Source organism: Rhodocyclus tenuis, from assembly GCF_014197755.1.
Lineage (GTDB): Bacteria > Pseudomonadota > Gammaproteobacteria > Burkholderiales > Rhodocyclaceae > Rhodocyclus > Rhodocyclus tenuis.
The window spans coordinates 322,734-339,588 of record NZ_JACIGE010000001.1 but is presented as its reverse complement, the minus strand read 5'-3'; the positions used below and the strand labels follow the sequence as shown (position 1 = coordinate 339,588).

At 67.3% G+C, this 16,855-nt stretch carries 12 protein-coding genes; 8 read left to right on the top strand and 4 right to left on the bottom strand.

Features of this window, described 5'->3' with window-relative positions; genetic code table 11:
• Positions 1 to 7 precede the first annotated feature (7 nt).
• On the bottom strand, positions 8 to 1,669 hold the full coding sequence (locus GGD90_RS01590) for a methyl-accepting chemotaxis protein (protein WP_153115037.1): 1,662 nt from the start codon (positions 1,667 to 1,669) through the stop codon (positions 8 to 10).
• Positions 1,670 to 1,930: 261 nt separating this feature from the next.
• On the opposite strand from GGD90_RS01590, the gene GGD90_RS01585 reads away from it, so the two are divergent.
• On the top strand, positions 1,931 to 3,646 hold the full coding sequence (locus GGD90_RS01585; RefSeq protein WP_153115038.1) for an AMP-binding protein: 1,716 nt from the start codon (positions 1,931 to 1,933) through the stop codon (positions 3,644 to 3,646).
• Positions 3,647 to 3,662: 16 nt separating this feature from the next.
• Here GGD90_RS01585 and GGD90_RS01580 read toward each other — a convergent pair whose 3' ends face one another.
• Positions 3,663 to 4,394: a nucleotide-binding protein gene (locus tag GGD90_RS01580; protein ID WP_153115039.1), complete on the bottom strand. Its 732-nt coding sequence runs from the start codon at positions 4,392 to 4,394 to the stop codon at positions 3,663 to 3,665.
• Between the two features lie 165 nt (positions 4,395 to 4,559).
• On the opposite strand from GGD90_RS01580, the gene GGD90_RS01575 reads away from it, so the two are divergent.
• Complete coding sequence (locus GGD90_RS01575) at positions 4,560 to 5,768, top strand: DUF2252 domain-containing protein (protein ID WP_153115040.1); 1,209 nt, start codon at positions 4,560 to 4,562, stop codon at positions 5,766 to 5,768.
• A gap of 98 nt (positions 5,769 to 5,866) precedes the next feature.
• Here the strand turns inward: GGD90_RS01575 and GGD90_RS01570 are convergent, their stop codons facing one another.
• Entirely contained in the window at positions 5,867 to 6,604 is a 738-nt protein-coding gene (locus GGD90_RS01570) for an EF-hand domain-containing protein (protein ID WP_153115041.1), read from the bottom strand.
• 577 nt (positions 6,605 to 7,181) lie between these two features.
• On the opposite strand from GGD90_RS01570, the gene GGD90_RS01565 reads away from it, so the two are divergent.
• From GGD90_RS01565 to GGD90_RS18285, 4 genes are all read left to right on the top strand, one after another.
• The gene (locus GGD90_RS01565; protein WP_153115042.1) at positions 7,182 to 7,910 is read left to right on the top strand and encodes a response regulator transcription factor; all 729 of its coding nucleotides are present in this window, start codon (positions 7,182 to 7,184) and stop codon (positions 7,908 to 7,910) included.
• A gap of 3 nt (positions 7,911 to 7,913) precedes the next feature.
• Positions 7,914 to 9,398 carry a sensor histidine kinase gene (locus GGD90_RS01560; RefSeq protein ID WP_153115043.1) on the top strand — a complete coding sequence of 495 codons (1,485 nt, stop codon included), beginning with the start codon at positions 7,914 to 7,916 and terminating at the stop codon, positions 9,396 to 9,398.
• 161 nt (positions 9,399 to 9,559) lie between these two features.
• The gene (locus GGD90_RS01555) at positions 9,560 to 10,363 is read left to right on the top strand and encodes a TIGR00266 family protein (RefSeq protein ID WP_153115044.1); all 804 of its coding nucleotides are present in this window, start codon (positions 9,560 to 9,562) and stop codon (positions 10,361 to 10,363) included.
• Positions 10,364 to 10,365: 2 nt separating this feature from the next.
• Positions 10,366 to 11,622 carry a M48 family metallopeptidase gene (locus GGD90_RS18285; protein ID WP_153115045.1) on the top strand — a complete coding sequence of 419 codons (1,257 nt, stop codon included), beginning with the start codon at positions 10,366 to 10,368 and terminating at the stop codon, positions 11,620 to 11,622.
• Between the two features lie 66 nt (positions 11,623 to 11,688).
• Here GGD90_RS18285 and GGD90_RS01545 read toward each other — a convergent pair whose 3' ends face one another.
• Positions 11,689 to 12,699 carry an AraC family transcriptional regulator gene (locus GGD90_RS01545; protein ID WP_153115171.1) on the bottom strand — a complete coding sequence of 337 codons (1,011 nt, stop codon included), beginning with the start codon at positions 12,697 to 12,699 and terminating at the stop codon, positions 11,689 to 11,691.
• 282 nt (positions 12,700 to 12,981) lie between these two features.
• Here GGD90_RS01545 and GGD90_RS01540 point away from each other — a divergent pair, with 282 nt between their 5' ends.
• Both GGD90_RS01540 and icmF read left to right on the top strand, forming a co-directional pair.
• Positions 12,982 to 13,443, top strand: a complete 462-nt coding sequence (locus tag GGD90_RS01540; protein ID WP_153115046.1) for a PaaI family thioesterase — start codon at positions 12,982 to 12,984, stop codon at positions 13,441 to 13,443.
• 110 nt (positions 13,444 to 13,553) lie between these two features.
• The gene (gene icmF, locus GGD90_RS01535) at positions 13,554 to 16,820 is read left to right on the top strand and encodes a fused isobutyryl-CoA mutase/GTPase IcmF (protein ID WP_153115047.1); all 3,267 of its coding nucleotides are present in this window, start codon (positions 13,554 to 13,556) and stop codon (positions 16,818 to 16,820) included.
• The last annotated feature ends 35 nt before the right edge of the window (positions 16,821 to 16,855 follow it).

Sequence of the window (16,855 nt, the reverse complement as noted above, 5' to 3'; positions counted from 1 at the left end):
GGCCGCGCTAGGCGCGAAAGCGGCCGACCAGTTCGTGCAGTTCGGTCGACAGGCGCTTCATTTCCGCCGCCGCGCCGCGTGACTCACCCATCGCGGCGTTGTTTTCCTCGCTCATCGACGCGATCCTTTCCACCTGCTTGGCGATCAGCTCGCTGGCGGCGCTCTGCTCCTTGAGCGCCGTGGCGATGTCGGACGAGACGTCGACGACGCGCAGCGAGCCTTCGCGGATGTGCACGATCGATTCGCCGGCGGCGCGCGCGCCTTCGGCATTGCTGCCGACCTGATCGACGACGCGGTGCATGTCGTCGACGGCACTGCGCGTCTGCGACTGGATGGCGCTGATCACCGTACCGATTTCGGCCGTCGCCGAGGTCGTGCGTTCGGCCAGCTGACGGACTTCGTCGGCGACGACGGCAAAGCCGCGTCCCTGTTCGCCGGCACGCGCCGCCTCGATGGCGGCGTTGAGCGCCAGCAGGTTGGTCTGGTCGGCGATGCCCTTGATCACCGCGGCTATGTTGCCGATCTGGTCGGTGCGCTTGCCGAGTTCCTCGACCGCCTGCGAAGCGCCCTGCACCAGCTCGGCGATCCGCCCGATGTCCTGCACGGTCTTTTCGATGACTTCGCCACCTGTCGTCGCGTTCTTTGCCGAATCCTGCGCGATGCTCTGCGCCGACGCCGACGATTCGGAAACGTGGGTGACGCTGACCGACATCTGCTCGACGGCAGCGGCCATCGACGAGGTGGCCTCGTTCTGCTGTGCGAGCGCGTCGGCGGCGTTGGCGATCGAGTGCGAGAGCTGGTCGGAGGCACTTGAGGCATGCGCACCGGCCTCGGTCATGCGTTTGACGACCGCCTGAAACTCGTCGAGCAGGGCATTGACACTGGCTGCGACCAGCGCCATTTCGCTCTTGCCATGGATGCCGATACGCCGCGTCAGATCGAGCGTCTGCTTGATGTCGGCGGTGGTGTTCTGCAACAGCGCGATCTGGCGCGCGACCTGGCGGACGGTGAAATAAGCCAGCGTGCTGGCGAGGACGAAACCAAGCGCCATCAGGCCGATCAGCACGTTGCGCGCAGAAGCGTAGTTTTCCTGCGCGTCGATGGTCTGTTGTTCAAGGAATTCGACCTGCGATTTTTCCAGCGCGGCGACGATCTTGGTGAGCCCGGCGGTGGTCGCGCGGTCCTTGCCCTTGACGGCGACGTCGAGCTTCTTGCCGGTTTCCGGATCGTCGCGGTCGAAACCGGCGAGCGCTGCCTTGTAGCCGACGCCAAGCTCGGCGTGGTCCTTGATCAGCTGTTCGATGTTGGCAAGGGCTTCGGCCTTGGCCGGATCGGCTTCCTGCTTCAGCACGACGACGACCTTCTTCAGCCGTTCCTGAACGGCGGCTTCCTTGTCGAAGAAGGCTTTCTCATGCTTGGTGAACTCTTCCTCCTTGTTGCCGCGGATCAGGATGTTCTTCCATTCCTGCACCTGCGTCTTGAAGTCCACGCTCGCCGTCTGGATGTCGATCAGCGTGCGTGTCTCGAGGCGGACCTGGTTCATGTCGGTTTCCAGCTGCGCGTTGACGCGCGAGAGCTGGAAAATGCCGAGTGCGCTGCAGATGATGACGCCGACAATGGCAACAAAGCCGAGAATCAGCACGCGGGCCTTGATCGTCAGATCGAGCATGGCGGAACTCCTGAGGTTTTTTGCGGGCGGGCAAGTCCCCGTTCCGGCGTACTTTACACGATGCCGACGATATGCTCCGGCGATGTGCCTGCTTTCGCGGCGCTAAGGTGCGTCCTTGGTCGCTGATGGCTGGCGCGGAAATGCCGTCGATTTGCTTGCCCGGCGGCGGCGAAGTGCCCACAGTATCGACTGCGCGTGCCGCAGCGGCCCGGCGTCGGCGCGGTTTTGTACGGGGAAACGGGTGGCACAAGGAATCCGCTAATGGAAAAGATCTGGTTGAAGAACTACCCGGCGGGGATCGCGCCCGAAGTCGACACCGCGGCGTACACCTCGATCGACGAGGTTTTCACGCAGAGCTGTAGGCGCTACGCAGCGCGGCCGGCGTTCAGCAGCATGGGAACGACGCTCAGCTACGCCGAGATCGACCGGCGCAGCCGCGATTTCGCCGCTTTCCTGCAGCAGCGCTGCGCTCTGCACAAGGGCGAGCGCATTGCGATCATGCTACCGAATGTGTTGCAGTATCCGGTGGCGGTGTTCGGCGCCTTCCGCGCCGGGCTGATCGTCGTCAATTGCAACCCGCTCTATACGCCGCGCGAACTCGAGCACCAGCTGATCGATTCCGGCGCGACGGCGATCGTCGTCCTCGAAAACTTTGCGCATACGCTGCAGCAGGTGATCGCACACACGCCGGTACGTACCGTCATCAGCAGCCAGCTCGGCGACTTCTTTCCGCCGCTGAAGCGCTTCGCCGTCAATTTCGCGCTGCGCCACGTGAAGAAGATGGTGCCGCGCTGGCAGATCGCCGGCGCGCTGACGATGAATGCGGCGCTGGACGATGGCGCTTCGCTGCCGCTGGACCCCGTAACACTGACACGCGACGACATCGCCTTCCTGCAATACACCGGTGGCACCACTGGTGTGCCGAAAGGTGCCATGCTCTCGCACGGCAACATGGTCGCCAACCTGCAGCAGATTTCGGCGTGGATCGGCGGCGAGTTCCGCGAAGGCGTCGAAGTCGTCGTCACGCCGCTGCCGCTCTATCACGTCTTCGCGCTGACGGCGAACCTGCTCACCTTCATCAGGTGGGGGGCGCTCAACGTGCTGATCGCCAACCCGCGCGACATTCCGACGCTGGTCGCCGAACTCGGCAAGACGCCGTTTACCGCCATCACCGGCGTCAATACGCTGTTTGCCGCGCTGCTGCGCGATCCCGGTTTTGCGAAGATCGACACGCGCGCGCTGAAGATGGCCTTCGGCGGCGGCATGCCGGTGCAGCGCGCTGTTTCCGAGCAATGGCAGGCGACGACGGGATCGCCGCTGATCGAGGGTTACGGCCTGACCGAATGCTCGCCGCTGGTCGCCGGCAACACGCTCGACGACCGCGGCTACACGGGAACGGTCGGCCTGCCGTTTCCTTCGACCGAGGTCCGCATCTGCGACGAGCACGACGTCGAGTTGCCGCTCGGCAGCACCGGCGAAATCCACGTGCGCGGACCGCAGGTGATGCAGGGCTACTGGCAGCAGCCCGCGGAAAGCGAACACGTGTTCGCCGCCGACGGCTGGCTGCGCACCGGCGACATGGGCTTCATGGACGCCGACGGCCGCATCAAGCTGACCGACCGCAAGAAGGACATGATCGTCGTTTCGGGTTTCAAGGTTTTCCCGAACGAGGTCGAGGAAGTGGTGCTGAGCCACCCGGGCGTACTTGAGGTCGCTGCCGTCGCGGCGCCCGATGAGCGCGCTGGCGAGGTGGTGATGATCGTCGTCGTGCGCCGCGACCCGGCGCTGACGGCAGAAGAACTGATCGCGCTCTGTCGCGAGCAGCTGACCGGCTACAAGGTGCCGCGGCACGTGCGCTTTCGTGACACGCCGCTGCCGAAGAGCACGGTCGGCAAGATCCTGCGCCGGCTGGCGCTCAAGGAAAGCGCCGGCGAGATCGCCAGCGCCGGCGCTGGCGCGACGCCCGCCAGCGACTGATCAAGCCGTCGGCAGCCTACGGCTGCAGCTTCGCGTCCTCGATCAGCACCGGATAGGCGTAGCCGGCGCCGAAATCCTTGTCGAGATGGACGACGCCCTGTGCGGTGACGATGTCGCCGAGTTTTGCCGACGCGCTGCTCGTCACCAGCAGGTCGTTGTTCTTGCTGGCGTCGGAACCGCTGCCGTCGCGCAGGTGCAGCCAGTTCTTGCCCATGATGTCGGGCGAGAACTTGACTACCTTGCCGCGCACGGCGACGGTCTTGTCCTTGAGTTCAGCGCGCTTGCCGAAGACTTCGGCGACGGTGCGCGCGTTGGCGCCACTCGCCTTGTCGACCTTGATGTTGCTGGTGTCGATCGTCTTGCCGAGGCCGGGCGGCAGCGCCGACGGGGCGGCGGCACTCTTGCCGGCGGCCGGGTTGACCACCGGCGAGCCGTTCGGGCCGGCGAGGTTGCCGAAGAGGATGGTCGGGAAGGTCTTCTTCAGCGAGCGGCTTTCGAAGTTGCTCATCACCATCACGTCTTCAATGCTGACCTTGTCGCCTTTCTTGACCGGGGCCTTGCCGACCGCCGCCCAGGTCTCGCCATCGGCGGTCTTCAGACGCAGGTAGGTGTAGCTCTCGACTTCGCGCACTTCGAGAACCTCGCCCTTGACCACCGCCATTGCCGTCGGAGAGGTGCTGGGCGCCTTGTCGGCAGCGTAGAGGGCAGTGCTGGTGACGATCAGGCAAACAGCCAACAGGGTCTTCATGGTCGGGCAACTCCATCCGGGCGGGGAATGCAGGATAGCAAAGGCACCCGGTGCTGGCGATGGTCGCAGCACCTGATCGCGGCGAAAGCGGCAGGCCGTGTTCCCGCGTGCTGGTAATGCTGCCAGACTGCTGCCAGGATCACCTGACGCAGCGAAGGAAACAGCATGAGCAGCCAGAGCAGCGCATCGGTCGTCGACAGCATCCGCCGTTTCAACGCCGGTCGCGACCCCGAACGGCTGGCGCTGAAGCTCGCCAGGATGAAGGAAAGTCCCTTCGTCTTCCTGCGCGGCGCCTGCCACCTTTTCTACGACGCGCTACCCGACTCGCCGGCGCTCAGCGGAGCGCCGCTGGCGTGGTGCTGCGGCGATCTGCACTTCGAAAACTTCGGCAGCTACCGGGCCGACAACGGGCTCGTCTATTTCGACATCAACGACTACGACGAGGCGGCGCTGGCCCCGTGCACCTGGGACATCGTCCGCCTGCTCACCAGCATCCGCTGCGGCGCCGACGTGCTCAATGCTTCGCCGGCGGAAGCGCTGGCGGTCAGCCACGATTGCCTGTCGGCCTATCGCGCCGCGCTGCTGCGCGGCAAGCCGCTGTGGGTCGAGCGCGATACCGCCGACGGTCTGGTGCGCGAACTGCTCGTCGCGCTGCATGAGCGCAATCGCGCCGAGCTTCTTGACCGGCGCACGGTGTACAAGGGCGGCCGGCGGCAGCTGAAGGTCGATGGCGTCAAGGCGCTGCCGGCGGCGGCGGCCGACCGCCAGGCGGTGGCGGCGTTCATGGCGGAATTTGCCGCGACGCAGGCCGATCCCGGCTTCTTCAAGGTGCTCGACGTGGCGCGGCGCATCGCCGGCACCGGCAGCCTCGGCGTCGTGCGCTACGTCATCCTGGTCGAGGGCAAGGGCTCGCCCGACGGCAACTACCTGTTCGATCTGAAGGAGGCGCGGCCTTCGGCACTGCTGTCGCCACTGCAGCGGCTGGGCATTCAGCCGCCGCCGCCGAGCGACGAGGCCGAACGCGCCGTCGCCGCGGAAAAACGCATGCAGGCGGTCGATCACGCCTTCCTGTACGCCGTGCGGGTAGGTGACGTGCCGTGCGTCCTGCGCATGCTGCAGCCGGCCGAGGATCGCGTCGCCATCGGCGACTGGGGGCGCAAGATCGAGCGCCTGCGCGAGGTAGTGGTCACGCTCGGTCGTATCCTCGCCTGGGACCAGCTGCGTGCGGCCGGGCGCAGCGGCGCGGCCTGCGCCGACGAGCTCAGCGACTTTGCGCGCGCCGACGCCTGGCAGCAGGAGGTGCTCGACGCGGCGGCGACAATGACGGCGCTGACGCGAACGCAGTGGCAGGAGTTCTGCCGCAGCGCGGACTGAATTATCGCGCCACCGGGCGTGGCGCCACGCCGGCAGACGCCAGCGGTGCTGCTGCCACCGATGGCGTCTGTGTTGCACCGGCACGCCGGCAGCCGGCTTCAGACCGAGACGGAGATTGCCGAGCTGTTGCTGCTGCTGCCTTCGTCGCCGAGGCCGTAGGCACGAACCAGATCAAGGATCCGGCGCAGTACTTCGCCGCTGCTGCCGGAGTCCGCCGTCGTTGCGGCAGCCGTGGCCGTGCTGCTGCTCGTGCTGCTGTCGCTGGTCGTACTGCTCGTGCCGTTCGCTGCGCTCTGTTCGGCGTAGGCCTGCGATTCCTTGAAGGTGACGCGGCCGTCGCCGTCGGTGTCGGCGGCGTCGAAGTTGCCGACGACGGTGTTTAGCAGCGAGGCGAGATTGCTGTCGCTTGCGGCGACATCGCTGGCCATTGCCGTCATTTCGTCTTCGCTCAGGCCCTGATCCTCGCCATTGTCGCCACCATTCTGCGGCGGCGGTGGCGGCATGCCGCCGGCGACGCGGCTCTGGTCAAACTGGCTGTCGAGCGTGTCGGCCAGTTCCTGCAGCTTGCTCGTCAGTTCGTCCTGCGTGACCTTGCCGTCACGGTCGGCGTCGATCTGCGCGAAGACGTCTTCCGCGCTGGTGGTGGTGCTGCTCGATGAACTGCTGTCGAGGCTGGCGAAGGCTGTCTCGAAATCGCTGAGTTCGAGATAGCCCTGCCCGCTGGTGTCGAGTTTGGAAAAGATGTCCTCGGCGACGGTGGCGGCGTCGGGACGTTGCTGACGCAGCGAACTGATGGCGCTGTAGGTCGATAGGCTGCTGCCGATGCTGATGCTCATGATTGACTCCTTTCGGGTAATGAACGGCTGGCGGTCGGCAAAAGCCGCCGCCGGCACCGCGGAACGACCAGCGGCATGCGCCAGCAGCGCTGACGACATGCTTGATCCGCCCTGTTCCTGAGCAAAGCATCGGCCAGAAGTCATTGAAATTCATGGTTATTCCGGTAAAGCCGGGTAAATGTCCGTTAAGCCGGCGCGGGCTTTCGGCAGCGCGGTGGCGCCCTGGTGTCCGGCGCGCCTGCCGGACGCTGGCGCTGCGCCAGTGACTTGCCGCTGCGCTTGCCGGGCGGCAAGCCGCGCCAGCTTTGTTGCGGGCCGGTACGGCTGCTGCCGCGCTGCCTGAAACGATTTGTTAATCAGCGGTTTAAGGGCGTTCCGGCAAGTGCGCTAAGGACTGCGCGGCGCGCTGGCGGCGGCCTGGCGAGCGAGCGTAGCCGCCGGCTCGGCAAGTATTGCCGACCGGCGCAGTGCCCGCGCCTGCCGCCGTGTAAAGGGAGGTAAAGGGGACAGCCGCCGCCGCCGTCGGCTGTCCGCCTTGCCCTAAGATACGGCCCTGGCTGACCTTGATTGTCGCACCATGAAAAACACCGTTCTCCTCATTGAAGACGACGCGGAACTTGCCGGCATGTTGCGCGATTACCTCGAGGGCGAGGGCTTCAGCGTCGGCATCGCTGCCGATGGCGAACGCGGTGTGACGGCGGCGCTCTCCGGCGACTATGCGATCGCCGCGCTCGACGTGATGTTGCCGGGGATCGACGGCATCGAGGTGTTGCGCCGCATTCGCGCGCAAAGCGCTTTGCCGGTGCTGATGCTGACCGCGCGTGGCGACGACGCCGACCGTATCGTCGGTCTCGAACTCGGCGCCGACGACTACGTCGCCAAACCGTGTACGCCGCGCGAACTGGTGGCGCGTCTGCGCGCCATCCTGCGCCGCTTCGGCGAGCGCGATGCGGCGTCGGCCAACGGTCAGCAGCCTCTGCCGGGCGATGCGCCGGCAACGCCGCAGGCCATCGTCGCCGGCCCGCTGACACTCTACCCGCAGGGCCGGCGCGCGCTGATGAGCGATGCGCCGCTGACCCTGACCTCGGCCGAATTCAGTCTGCTCGAACTGCTGGTGACGCACGCCGGCCGGCCGGTGGGCAAGTCCGAACTTTCGCTCTACGGACTCGGTCGGCCGCACGCGCCCTACGACCGCAGCATCGACGTGCACCTCTCGAGCATCCGGCGCAAGCTCGGCCCGCTGCCCGACGGGCGTTCGCGCATCCAGAGCGTCTTGCGCAAAGGCTACCAGTACATTCCGGAGTAGCGCATGGGCCGCCTGTTCTGGAAGTTCTTCTTCTTTTTCTGGCTGGCCCAGCTCACCACCGGCGCCGGCATCGCCATCAGCCTGTGGCTGCAGTACCCGGACAGCCTGCGCGTCAGCAACGAACCCGACAGCAGTCCGCCGGCGGTCGAGCGCATCGACGCGGCGGCGGCGCTGTTGCGTCACGCCGGTGTCGACGCGCTGCGCGAATATCTCGACGAGAAGCATCCGGGGCCGCCGCGTCGCCTGCTGGTGGTGGATGCGAGCGACCACGAGCTGTTCGGCAAGGAGGTGCCGGCGGTAGCGCTGGCGCGTGCGCGCGAACTCGCCGCCGGCGCGGCGACGCGTGCCGTGGCGCAGGTGCGGGCGCCCGACGGCAGGAATTACCTGCTGTTCGTCGCCCCGCGCGAGGGCGGGGCGGGCCGCCCCGGACAGCCGCCAGCGCCGTGGAACGGCGGACCGCCAGACTTCATCGCTGGCGCTGCGCCAGCGCCGGCTGGCTTGTCTGCCGGCGACCCGGGAACGCCGCCCGTTGGCGCTCCGGGTGGACCACCGGGCGGACCGCCCGGCGGGCTGCCGATGATGCCCTTGCGGCCGCTGGTCGCCGGCGCGCTGGTCAGCCTGGTTTTTGCGGCGCTGCTCGCTGCTTACGTGTCGCGGCCGATCGGCAACCTGCGTTCGGCCTTTGAAGCGGTCGCCGAAGGCCGGCTCGACCGGCGCGTCGCGTCGGCGATGGGCCGGCGGCGCGACGAACTGGCCGACCTTGGCCGAGATTTCGACCGCATGGCCGGTCGCCTGCAGACGCTGGTCGACGGCCAGCGGCGGCTGTTGCACGACGTCTCGCACGAAATGCGTTCGCCACTGGCGCGGCTGCAGGCGGCAATCGGGCTGGCCCGGCAGCGCCCCGAGCGCATTCCCGACTCGCTGGTGCGTGTCGAGCGCGAAGCGGTGCGCATGGACCGGCTGGTCAACGAGCTGCTCACCCTGTCGCGGCTGGAGGCCGGCATGGCCGGTGCCGTCGAGGCGCCGGTGGCGCTCGGCGAACTGCTGGCGGCGGTGGTCGACGATGCGCGGCTCGAGGGCGAGGCACATCAGTGCCGCGTCGAACTGGTCGCTCCCGATGCGGCGACGGTCTCGGGCGACGCCGAGCTTTTGCGCCGCGCCGTCGAAAACGTCGTGCGCAACGCCGTGCTGCACTCGCCGCCGGGCGGGCGGGTCCGCGTCGAACTGCTGGCGGCCGCGCCCGGCGGCCAGCACGCCATCGTCGTCAGCGACGAGGGGCCGGGCGTCGCCGAGGCCGACCTGCCGCTGATCTTTGCGCCCTTCCATCGCGGCGCGGCGGCGCGCGCGGCGCCTTCGCCCGATGGTCACGGCCTCGGCCTGTCGATCGCCAGCCGCGTCGTCGCCACGCACCATGGCGAGATCGCTGCCGCCAATATCACCAGCGGCGGCTTGCGCGTGACCCTGCACCTGCCGGCCATCGCCGCCTGATCCGGCACCCATCGGTGGCTGTGCCTGCCGCCGATGGGTGTTTCCCGCTAATGTTGCCTCCTCGGTAGAATGTGCGCCGGCGGTGGCCGGGCAGGCTACCGGGCGCGGGTTGCGCCGTTTTCCCTCTTTCCCGGTTCACTCATTCGCGCGGAGATCAGAGCATGGCGATGGACGTTGTTGATTACGAAGTTTTCGGTTCCGAAATGCAGTACGTCGAGGTCGAGCTCGACCCCGGCGAGGCGGCCGTCGGTGAAGCCGGCGCGATGATGTACATGCAGGACGGCATCCAGATGGATACCGTCTTCGGTGACGGTTCGCAGCAGTCGGGCGGGCTGTTCGGCAAGCTGCTCGGCGCCGGCAAGCGTCTGGTCACCGGCGAAGGCCTGTTCACGACGATCTTCCACAACGAAGGTACGGCCAAGCGCCGCGTCGCTTTTGCCGCGCCGTATCCGGGCAAGATCATCGCCATCAATCTGGCCGAACTCGGCGGCACGCTGATCTGCCAGAAGGACGCCTTCCTCTGTGCGGCGCGCGGCGTTTCGCTCGGCATCGCCTTTCAGAAGAAGCTCGGCGTCGGTTTCTTCGGCGGCGAAGGCTTCGTCATGCAGAAGCTCGAAGGCGACGGCATGGCTTTCGTGCACGCCGGCGGCACGCTCAAGGCGAAGACGCTGGCGCCGGGCGAACGCATCCGCGTCGATACCGGCTGCGTCGTCGCTTTCCAGCCGACGGTCGATTTCGACATTCAGTACGTCGGCAAGATCAAGTCGGCGATCTTCGGCGGCGAAGGCCTGTTCTTCGCCACGCTGACCGGTCCGGGCAAGGTCTGGCTGCAGTCGCTGCCGCTGTCGCGGCTGGCCAACCGCATCGTCATGTCGGCACCGGCGGCCGGCGGCCGTTCGGCCGATCAGGGCTCGCTGCTCGGCGCCGGCGTTCTCGGCAGCATTCTCGGCGGCGACGACGATTGAGCGTGGTGGCTGAGCGCGCGCTGCCGGCAGTGGCCGGCGACAAGTCCTTCGCCGGTCGCCTGTTCGGCCCGGCGCTGGCCGGCACCGGCGTCGCCGCCGAGGCCTGCTGGCGCGCCGATGGCGGCCTGCGCGTCGTCGCCAACGGCCGCGAGTTGCTCGCTGCTGCGGTCAAGGTCGAGGCGTCGGGCTTCAACGCCGAGCGTGTGCGCCTCTCGTGGTACGACGATGCGGCGGCCGGCGAGTACGCGTTTTTCGTTGAAAGTCCCGAGGCGCGGGCAATCTGTGGGCAGAACGCGCCGGCCGCGCATGCGGCGAAGCTGCGCGGCGCGCTGGCGGCGCAGGCGCGCACTGACCGCCGTTTCCGGCTCGGCTGGGGTGTCATCGGCGCCGTCGTGCTGCTGCCCTTCCTGCTGCTGGCGATCTTCGCCTTCAACGCCGATCCGCTGGCGCGCTGGGTGGTCGGCCATGTGTCGCCCGAGCAGGAGGCGGTGCTCGGCGACATGACGCTGGCGCAGACGCGCGCGCAGATGACGCTGCGCGATCGCGGTCCGGCGGTCGACGCGGTGCGCAGCATCGGCGAGAAGCTCACCGCCGGCTCGCCGCATCATTACCGCTGGTTCGTCGCCGAACGCGACGAACTGAATGCCTTCGCCGCGCCGGGCGGCGTCGTTGTCGTCTTCAGCGGCCTGATCCGCGCGGCAAAGACGCCCGAGGAACTCGCCGGCGTGCTGGCGCACGAGGTCGCCCATGCCGAGCTGCGCCACAGTCTGCAGGCGATGGCCAAGAGCCTCGGCCTGCGCGCGCTGGTTTCGCTGGCGCTGGGCGATCTGGCCGGTGGCACGGTCAGCGACGGCATCGCCAGGCTCGGCGAGCTGAAGTACTCGCGCGACGCCGAAAACGAGGCCGACCGCGAGGGCCTGCGCCGGCTGCTCGCTGCCGGCATCGACCCGCGCGGCATGGTCGGCATGTTCGAGACGCTGGCGCGTAGCGAGGGCGGCGTTCTGCCCGACGTCGGCAAGGAAAAGGGCAACGCTGGCGATCCGGCCTCGGAAAAGACAGACAAGGCGGCGGCGAAGGACGCAGAGAAGGCGGCGGAGAAAAAACCGGTGCGCGTCGCGCCGCCGGCTTTCCTGTCGACGCATCCGCCGACCGAAGAACGGCTGGCAAGCCTGCGCCAGCTGCTTGCCACGGCGCCGACCGGGCAGGCGCCGCTGGCGATCGACTGGGCGGCGGTGAAGGCGTCGCTGCCGCAGAAATAGGCGGCTGACCCGCCGGCGCCGAGTCCAGCGGCGGCAGAGTCTGCAGCGACGGAGCGGGCGGCGGCCTCAGCGCGCCGGCGAATTGCCGCGCAGGCGCTTGCGGTAGTGCGTCGGCGCCTCGCCGGTCCAGCCGACGAAGGCGCGGTAGAAGGCCGAGGCATCGGCGTAGCCGAGATCGGCCGCCACCTGCGCCAGCGGGTCGCGCGTCTTCGCCAGCCGGCTGATCGCCTGATCGCGGCGCAGCGCGTCCTTGATCGCCTGAAAGCTCGAACCTTCGTCCTCCAGCCGCCGGTGCAGCGTGCGCGGTGACAGGTGCAGGCTCTGCGCCACCTGCGCCAGCGTCAGCGATTTCGGCAGCGCCGCGCGCAGGCGGTCGCGTACGCGCTGCACCATTTCGCGGTCGCGGCGGTAGAGCGTGGTCAGGCGACCGGGGGCGCCGACGAGGAAGGCCGCCAGCGCCGCCTCGTCGCGGCGCACCGGCAGTTCGAGCAGATTGGCGGCGAAGCAGGCGACGAGCACGTCGCCCGGCACGCCATCTTCGACAAAGCGCGAACGCGCGGTATAGATCAGCGCGTAATCGGCGACATGCGCCGGCACCGGGTAGGGAAAGCTGACCGTATCGAGCGGCACGCTGCGCGCCACCAGCCAGCACGCCAGACCGTGCAGCAGGCGCAGCAGCCACTCGAAGGCGAAGACGCGGCCGGCGCCGAGCGGCCGGCATTCGCGCAGGCTCAGCCGCGCCTCGTCGCCGACGACTTCAAGCGACATCGCCACATCGGGCAGCAGCACGCGCAGGTAGCGCGCCAGGCGGTCGAGCACTTCGGCCAGCGTCGGCGCGCCGAGAACGCCGCGGCACAGCAGTTCGAAACTGCCGACGCGCAGCGGCGTCGAGAACAGGCCGAAGCCTTCGTCGTCGAGTTCGGCGTTGATCAGGTTGTAGAGCGCCGCGTAGCGGTCGACCGGGACGCGCGGCGGCGTCTGCGCCGGGTCGGCGTCGGCGAGCAGCGCGGCGTCGATGCCGGCGCGCAGCAGCAGTTCGCCGGCATCGCCAGCGCGCGCGCTGACGCCGGCGAGCATGCCGCGAACGAAGCCGGCGGCGACGCTGGCGCGTTGGCCGCCAGTGTCGCCGGGCGGGCGCTGCGCGCTGGCGGCGAGTGACGCAGCCTTGCTGACCGCACTCCCGGAGCGAGCGGTTCTGGGCGTGTCAGTGTTTGTCACGTCGATTGACGCCACCTTGTTCCGTTTGATTTTTCATGTTGGCAATAATTACATGATTTGCGTCGTGGCAGGCAATGGTCATGCGCGCGCCGGCTCCCTAACATGGGCCTCCCCCACTTCCATGGCAAGAGGACCGGCGCGATGCAGGCTATCCAGGACAGCTACCCTGACAATGTTGCGCACTGCTACGGCTGTGGCAGCCAGAACGCGCACGGTCACCGGATCAGGACTTTCCAGGAGGGCGAGGAGACCGTCACGCGTTTCACGCCCGAGGCGTATCACACGGCGATTCCCGGCTTCGTCTATGGCGGCCTGCTCGCCTCGCTGATCGACTGTCACGGCACGGCGACGGCAGCGGCGGCGCGCTATCGCGCCGAGGGGCGCGAGATCGGTTCGGCGCCGGTGCTGCGCTTCGTCACCGCTTCGCTGTCGGTGAGCTTTCTCAAGCCGACGCCACTCGGCGGCGAGCTGGAAATCCGCGGCCGCGTGAAGGAACTGCGCGGACGCAAGGTGATCGTCGAGGCGAGCGTCTTCGCCGACGGCGTCGAGACCGTACGCGGCGAAGTCGTCGCCGCCGAAATGCCAGCCAGTTTTGGCAACTGAGTTGGTCATCGAGTTGGCAAGCACCTTGGCAAGCGTGCTGGAAAACGGGGCGCCCCCGCCGCCAGCCAGCACGCGACGCTGCCGCTGACAACGCTATCCGGAGCAAGACCATGACCGATCTTTCCATCGCCCCGAAGCTTGCCCCGTACAAGGCGCAGAACAAGGTGCGCTTCGTCACTGCGGCTTCGCTCTTCGACGGCCACGACGCGTCGATCAACATCATGCGCCGCATCCTGCAGTCGACCGGCTGCGAGGTGATCCACCTCGGCCACAACCGCTCGGTGCAGGAGATCGTGAACGCCGCGCTGCAGGAGGACGTGCAGGGCATTGCGATCACCTCGTATCAGGGCGGGCACGTCGAGTTCTTCAGGTACATGCTTGATCTCTTGCGCGCCAACGGCGGCGAGAACATCAAGGTGTTCGGCGGCGGCGGTGGCGTCATCGTGCCGCACGAAATCGCCGAGCTGCACGCTTACGGCGTCGCCCGCCTGTATTCGCCCGAAGACGGGCAACGCATGGGCCTGCAGGGGATGATCAACGACCTCGTGCAGCAAGCCGACAGTGACTTGACGGCGGCCGCACCGGCGAGCGCCGAAGCGGTGCTGGAAGCGCTCGCCGCCGGCGATCGGCGGGCGCTGGCGCGCATCATCACCGCGCTGGAGAACGGCGCCTACGCTGCCGACCTGCGTGCCAGCCTGCTCGCCGCCGCCAAGGCGGTGGCGGTGCCGGTGCTCGGCATCACCGGCACCGGCGGCGCCGGCAAGTCCTCGCTCACCGACGAGATCGTGCGCCGCTTCCGTCTCGACCAGAACGACTCGGTGAAGATCGCCATCGTCTCGATCGATCCCTCGCGCAAGCGCACTGGTGGCGCGCTGCTCGGCGACCGCATCCGCATGAACGCGATCGAGCATCCGCACATCACCATGCGTTCGCTGGCGACGCGCGACACCGGCAGCGAGATTTCGGCAGCGCTGCCCGAGGTGATTGCCGCCTGCAAGCTCGCCGGTTTCGATCTGGTGATCGTCGAAACCTCGGGAATCGGTCAGGGCAACGCGGCCATCGTACCCTTCGTCGATCTGTCGCTGTACGTGATGACGCCCGAGTTCGGCGCCGCGTCGCAGCTGGAAAAGATCGACATGCTCGACTTTGCCGATTTCGTCGCCATCAACAAGTTCGACCGCAAGGGCGCCGAGGACGCGCTACGCGACGTCAGGAAGCAGTACCAGCGCAACCGCGAGCTGTTTTCGACGTCGACTGACGAGATGCCGGTGTTCGGCACGCAGGCGGCGCGCTTCAACGACGACGGCGTCACCGCGCTCTATCAGGCGCTGGTGCCGGCCTTGAGCGCGCGCGGTCTGCAACTGCAGCCCGGCAAGCTGCCGCGGGTGACGGTCAAACAGTCCTCAAGCCAGCGCGCCATCGTGCCGGCGCAGCGGGTGCGCTATCTCGCCGAAATCGCCGACGCGGTGCGCGGCTATCACGCGCACACCGAAGCGCAGGTGAAGATCGCGCGCGAACGGCAGGCGCTGCGTCTGTCGGCGGAAATCTTCGCCGCCTGCGACAAGCCGGCCGGCGATTTCGCCGAACTGATCGCCTTCAAGGACAGCCAGCTCGACCCGAAGGCGAAGAAGCTGCTCGAGATGTGGCCGGATACGGTCAAGGCCTACAGCGGCGACGAGTACGTGGTGAAGATCCGTGACAAGGAAATCCGCACGCGGCTGGTGTCGGAATCGCTGTCGGGAACAAAGATCCGCAAGGTGATCCTACCGAAGTTCGGCGACGACGGCGAAACGCTGCGCTTCCTGATGCGCGAGAACGTTCCCGGCTCTTTCCCCTTCACCGCCGGCGTCTTCGCCTTCAAGCGCGAGGGCGAGGACCCGACGCGCATGTTCGCCGGCGAGGGCGACGCCTTCCGCACCAACCGCCGCTTCAAGAAGGTGTCCGAAGGCATGCCGGCGCACCGCCTGTCGACGGCCTTCGATTCGGTGACGCTATACGGCTGCGACCCCGACGAGCGCCCCGACATCTACGGCAAGATCGGCAATTCGGGCGTGTCGATCGCGACGCTCGACGATCTCAAGGTGCTCTACGACGGCTTCGACCTGCTGGCGCCGACGACCTCGGTGTCGATGACGATCAACGGCCCGGCGCCGATCATCCTCGCCTGTTTCTTCAACACCGCGATCGACCAGCAGATCGCCAGGTTCGAGCGCGACAACGGCCGCCAGCCGACCGAGGACGAGGCCGGGAAGATCCGCGAGTGGACGCTGTCGAACGTGCGCGGCACCGTGCAGGCCGACATCCTGAAAGAGGATCAGGGGCAGAACACCTGCATCTTCTCGACCGAGTTCGCGCTGAAGATGATGGGCGATATCCAGGAGTTCTTCGTGCACCATCAGGTGCAGAACTTCTACTCGGTGTCGATCTCCGGTTATCACATCGCCGAAGCCGGCGCCAACCCGATCAGCCAGCTTGCCTTCACCTTGTCGAACGGCTTCACCTACGTCGAGAGCTACCTCGCGCGCGGCATGCACATCGACGACTTCGCGCCCAACCTGTCGTTCTTCTTTTCCAACGGCATGGACCCGGAATACTCGGTGATCGGCCGCGTCGCCCGCCGCATCTGGGCGGTGGCGATGAAGAACAAGTACGGCGCCAACGAGCGCAGCCAGAAGCTCAAGTACCACATCCAGACCTCGGGCAGATCCTTGCACGCGCAGGAGATGGACTTCAACGACATCCGCACCACGCTGCAGGCGCTGATCGCCATCTACGACAACTGCAACAGCCTGCACACCAACGCCTACGACGAAGCGATCACCACGCCGACCGAGGAATCGGTGCGCCGCGCAATGGCGATCCAGTTGATCATCAACCGCGAGTGGGGCGTCGCCAAGAATGAAAACCCGAACCAGGGCGCTTTCGTCATCGACGAGCTCACCGATCTGGTCGAGGAAGCCGTGCTGCAGGAATTCGAAGCGATCGCCGCGCGCGGCGGCGTTCTCGGCGCCATGGAAACCGGCTACCAGCGCGGCAAGATCCAGGAAGAGTCGATCTATTACGAGCACCGCAAGCACGACGGCTCGTACCCGATCATCGGCGTCAACACCTTCCTCAACCCGAAGGGCTCGGCGCAGACCGAAATCGAGCTGGCACGCTCGACCGACGAGGAAAAGCAGTCGCAGATCAGGCGCCTGCGCGAATTCCAGCAGCGCAACGCGGCGCAGGCACCGGCCATGCTGGAGAAGCTCAAGCAGACGGTGATCGAGGACGGCAACGTCTTTGCCGTGCTGGTCGATGCCGTGCGCGTCTGCTCGCTTGGGCAGATCACCTCGACGCTCTATGAAGTCGGCGGACAGTACCGGCGCAGCATGTAGGCGGCTGGCCCCGCTCAGGGGCCGGGCGCAGTCAG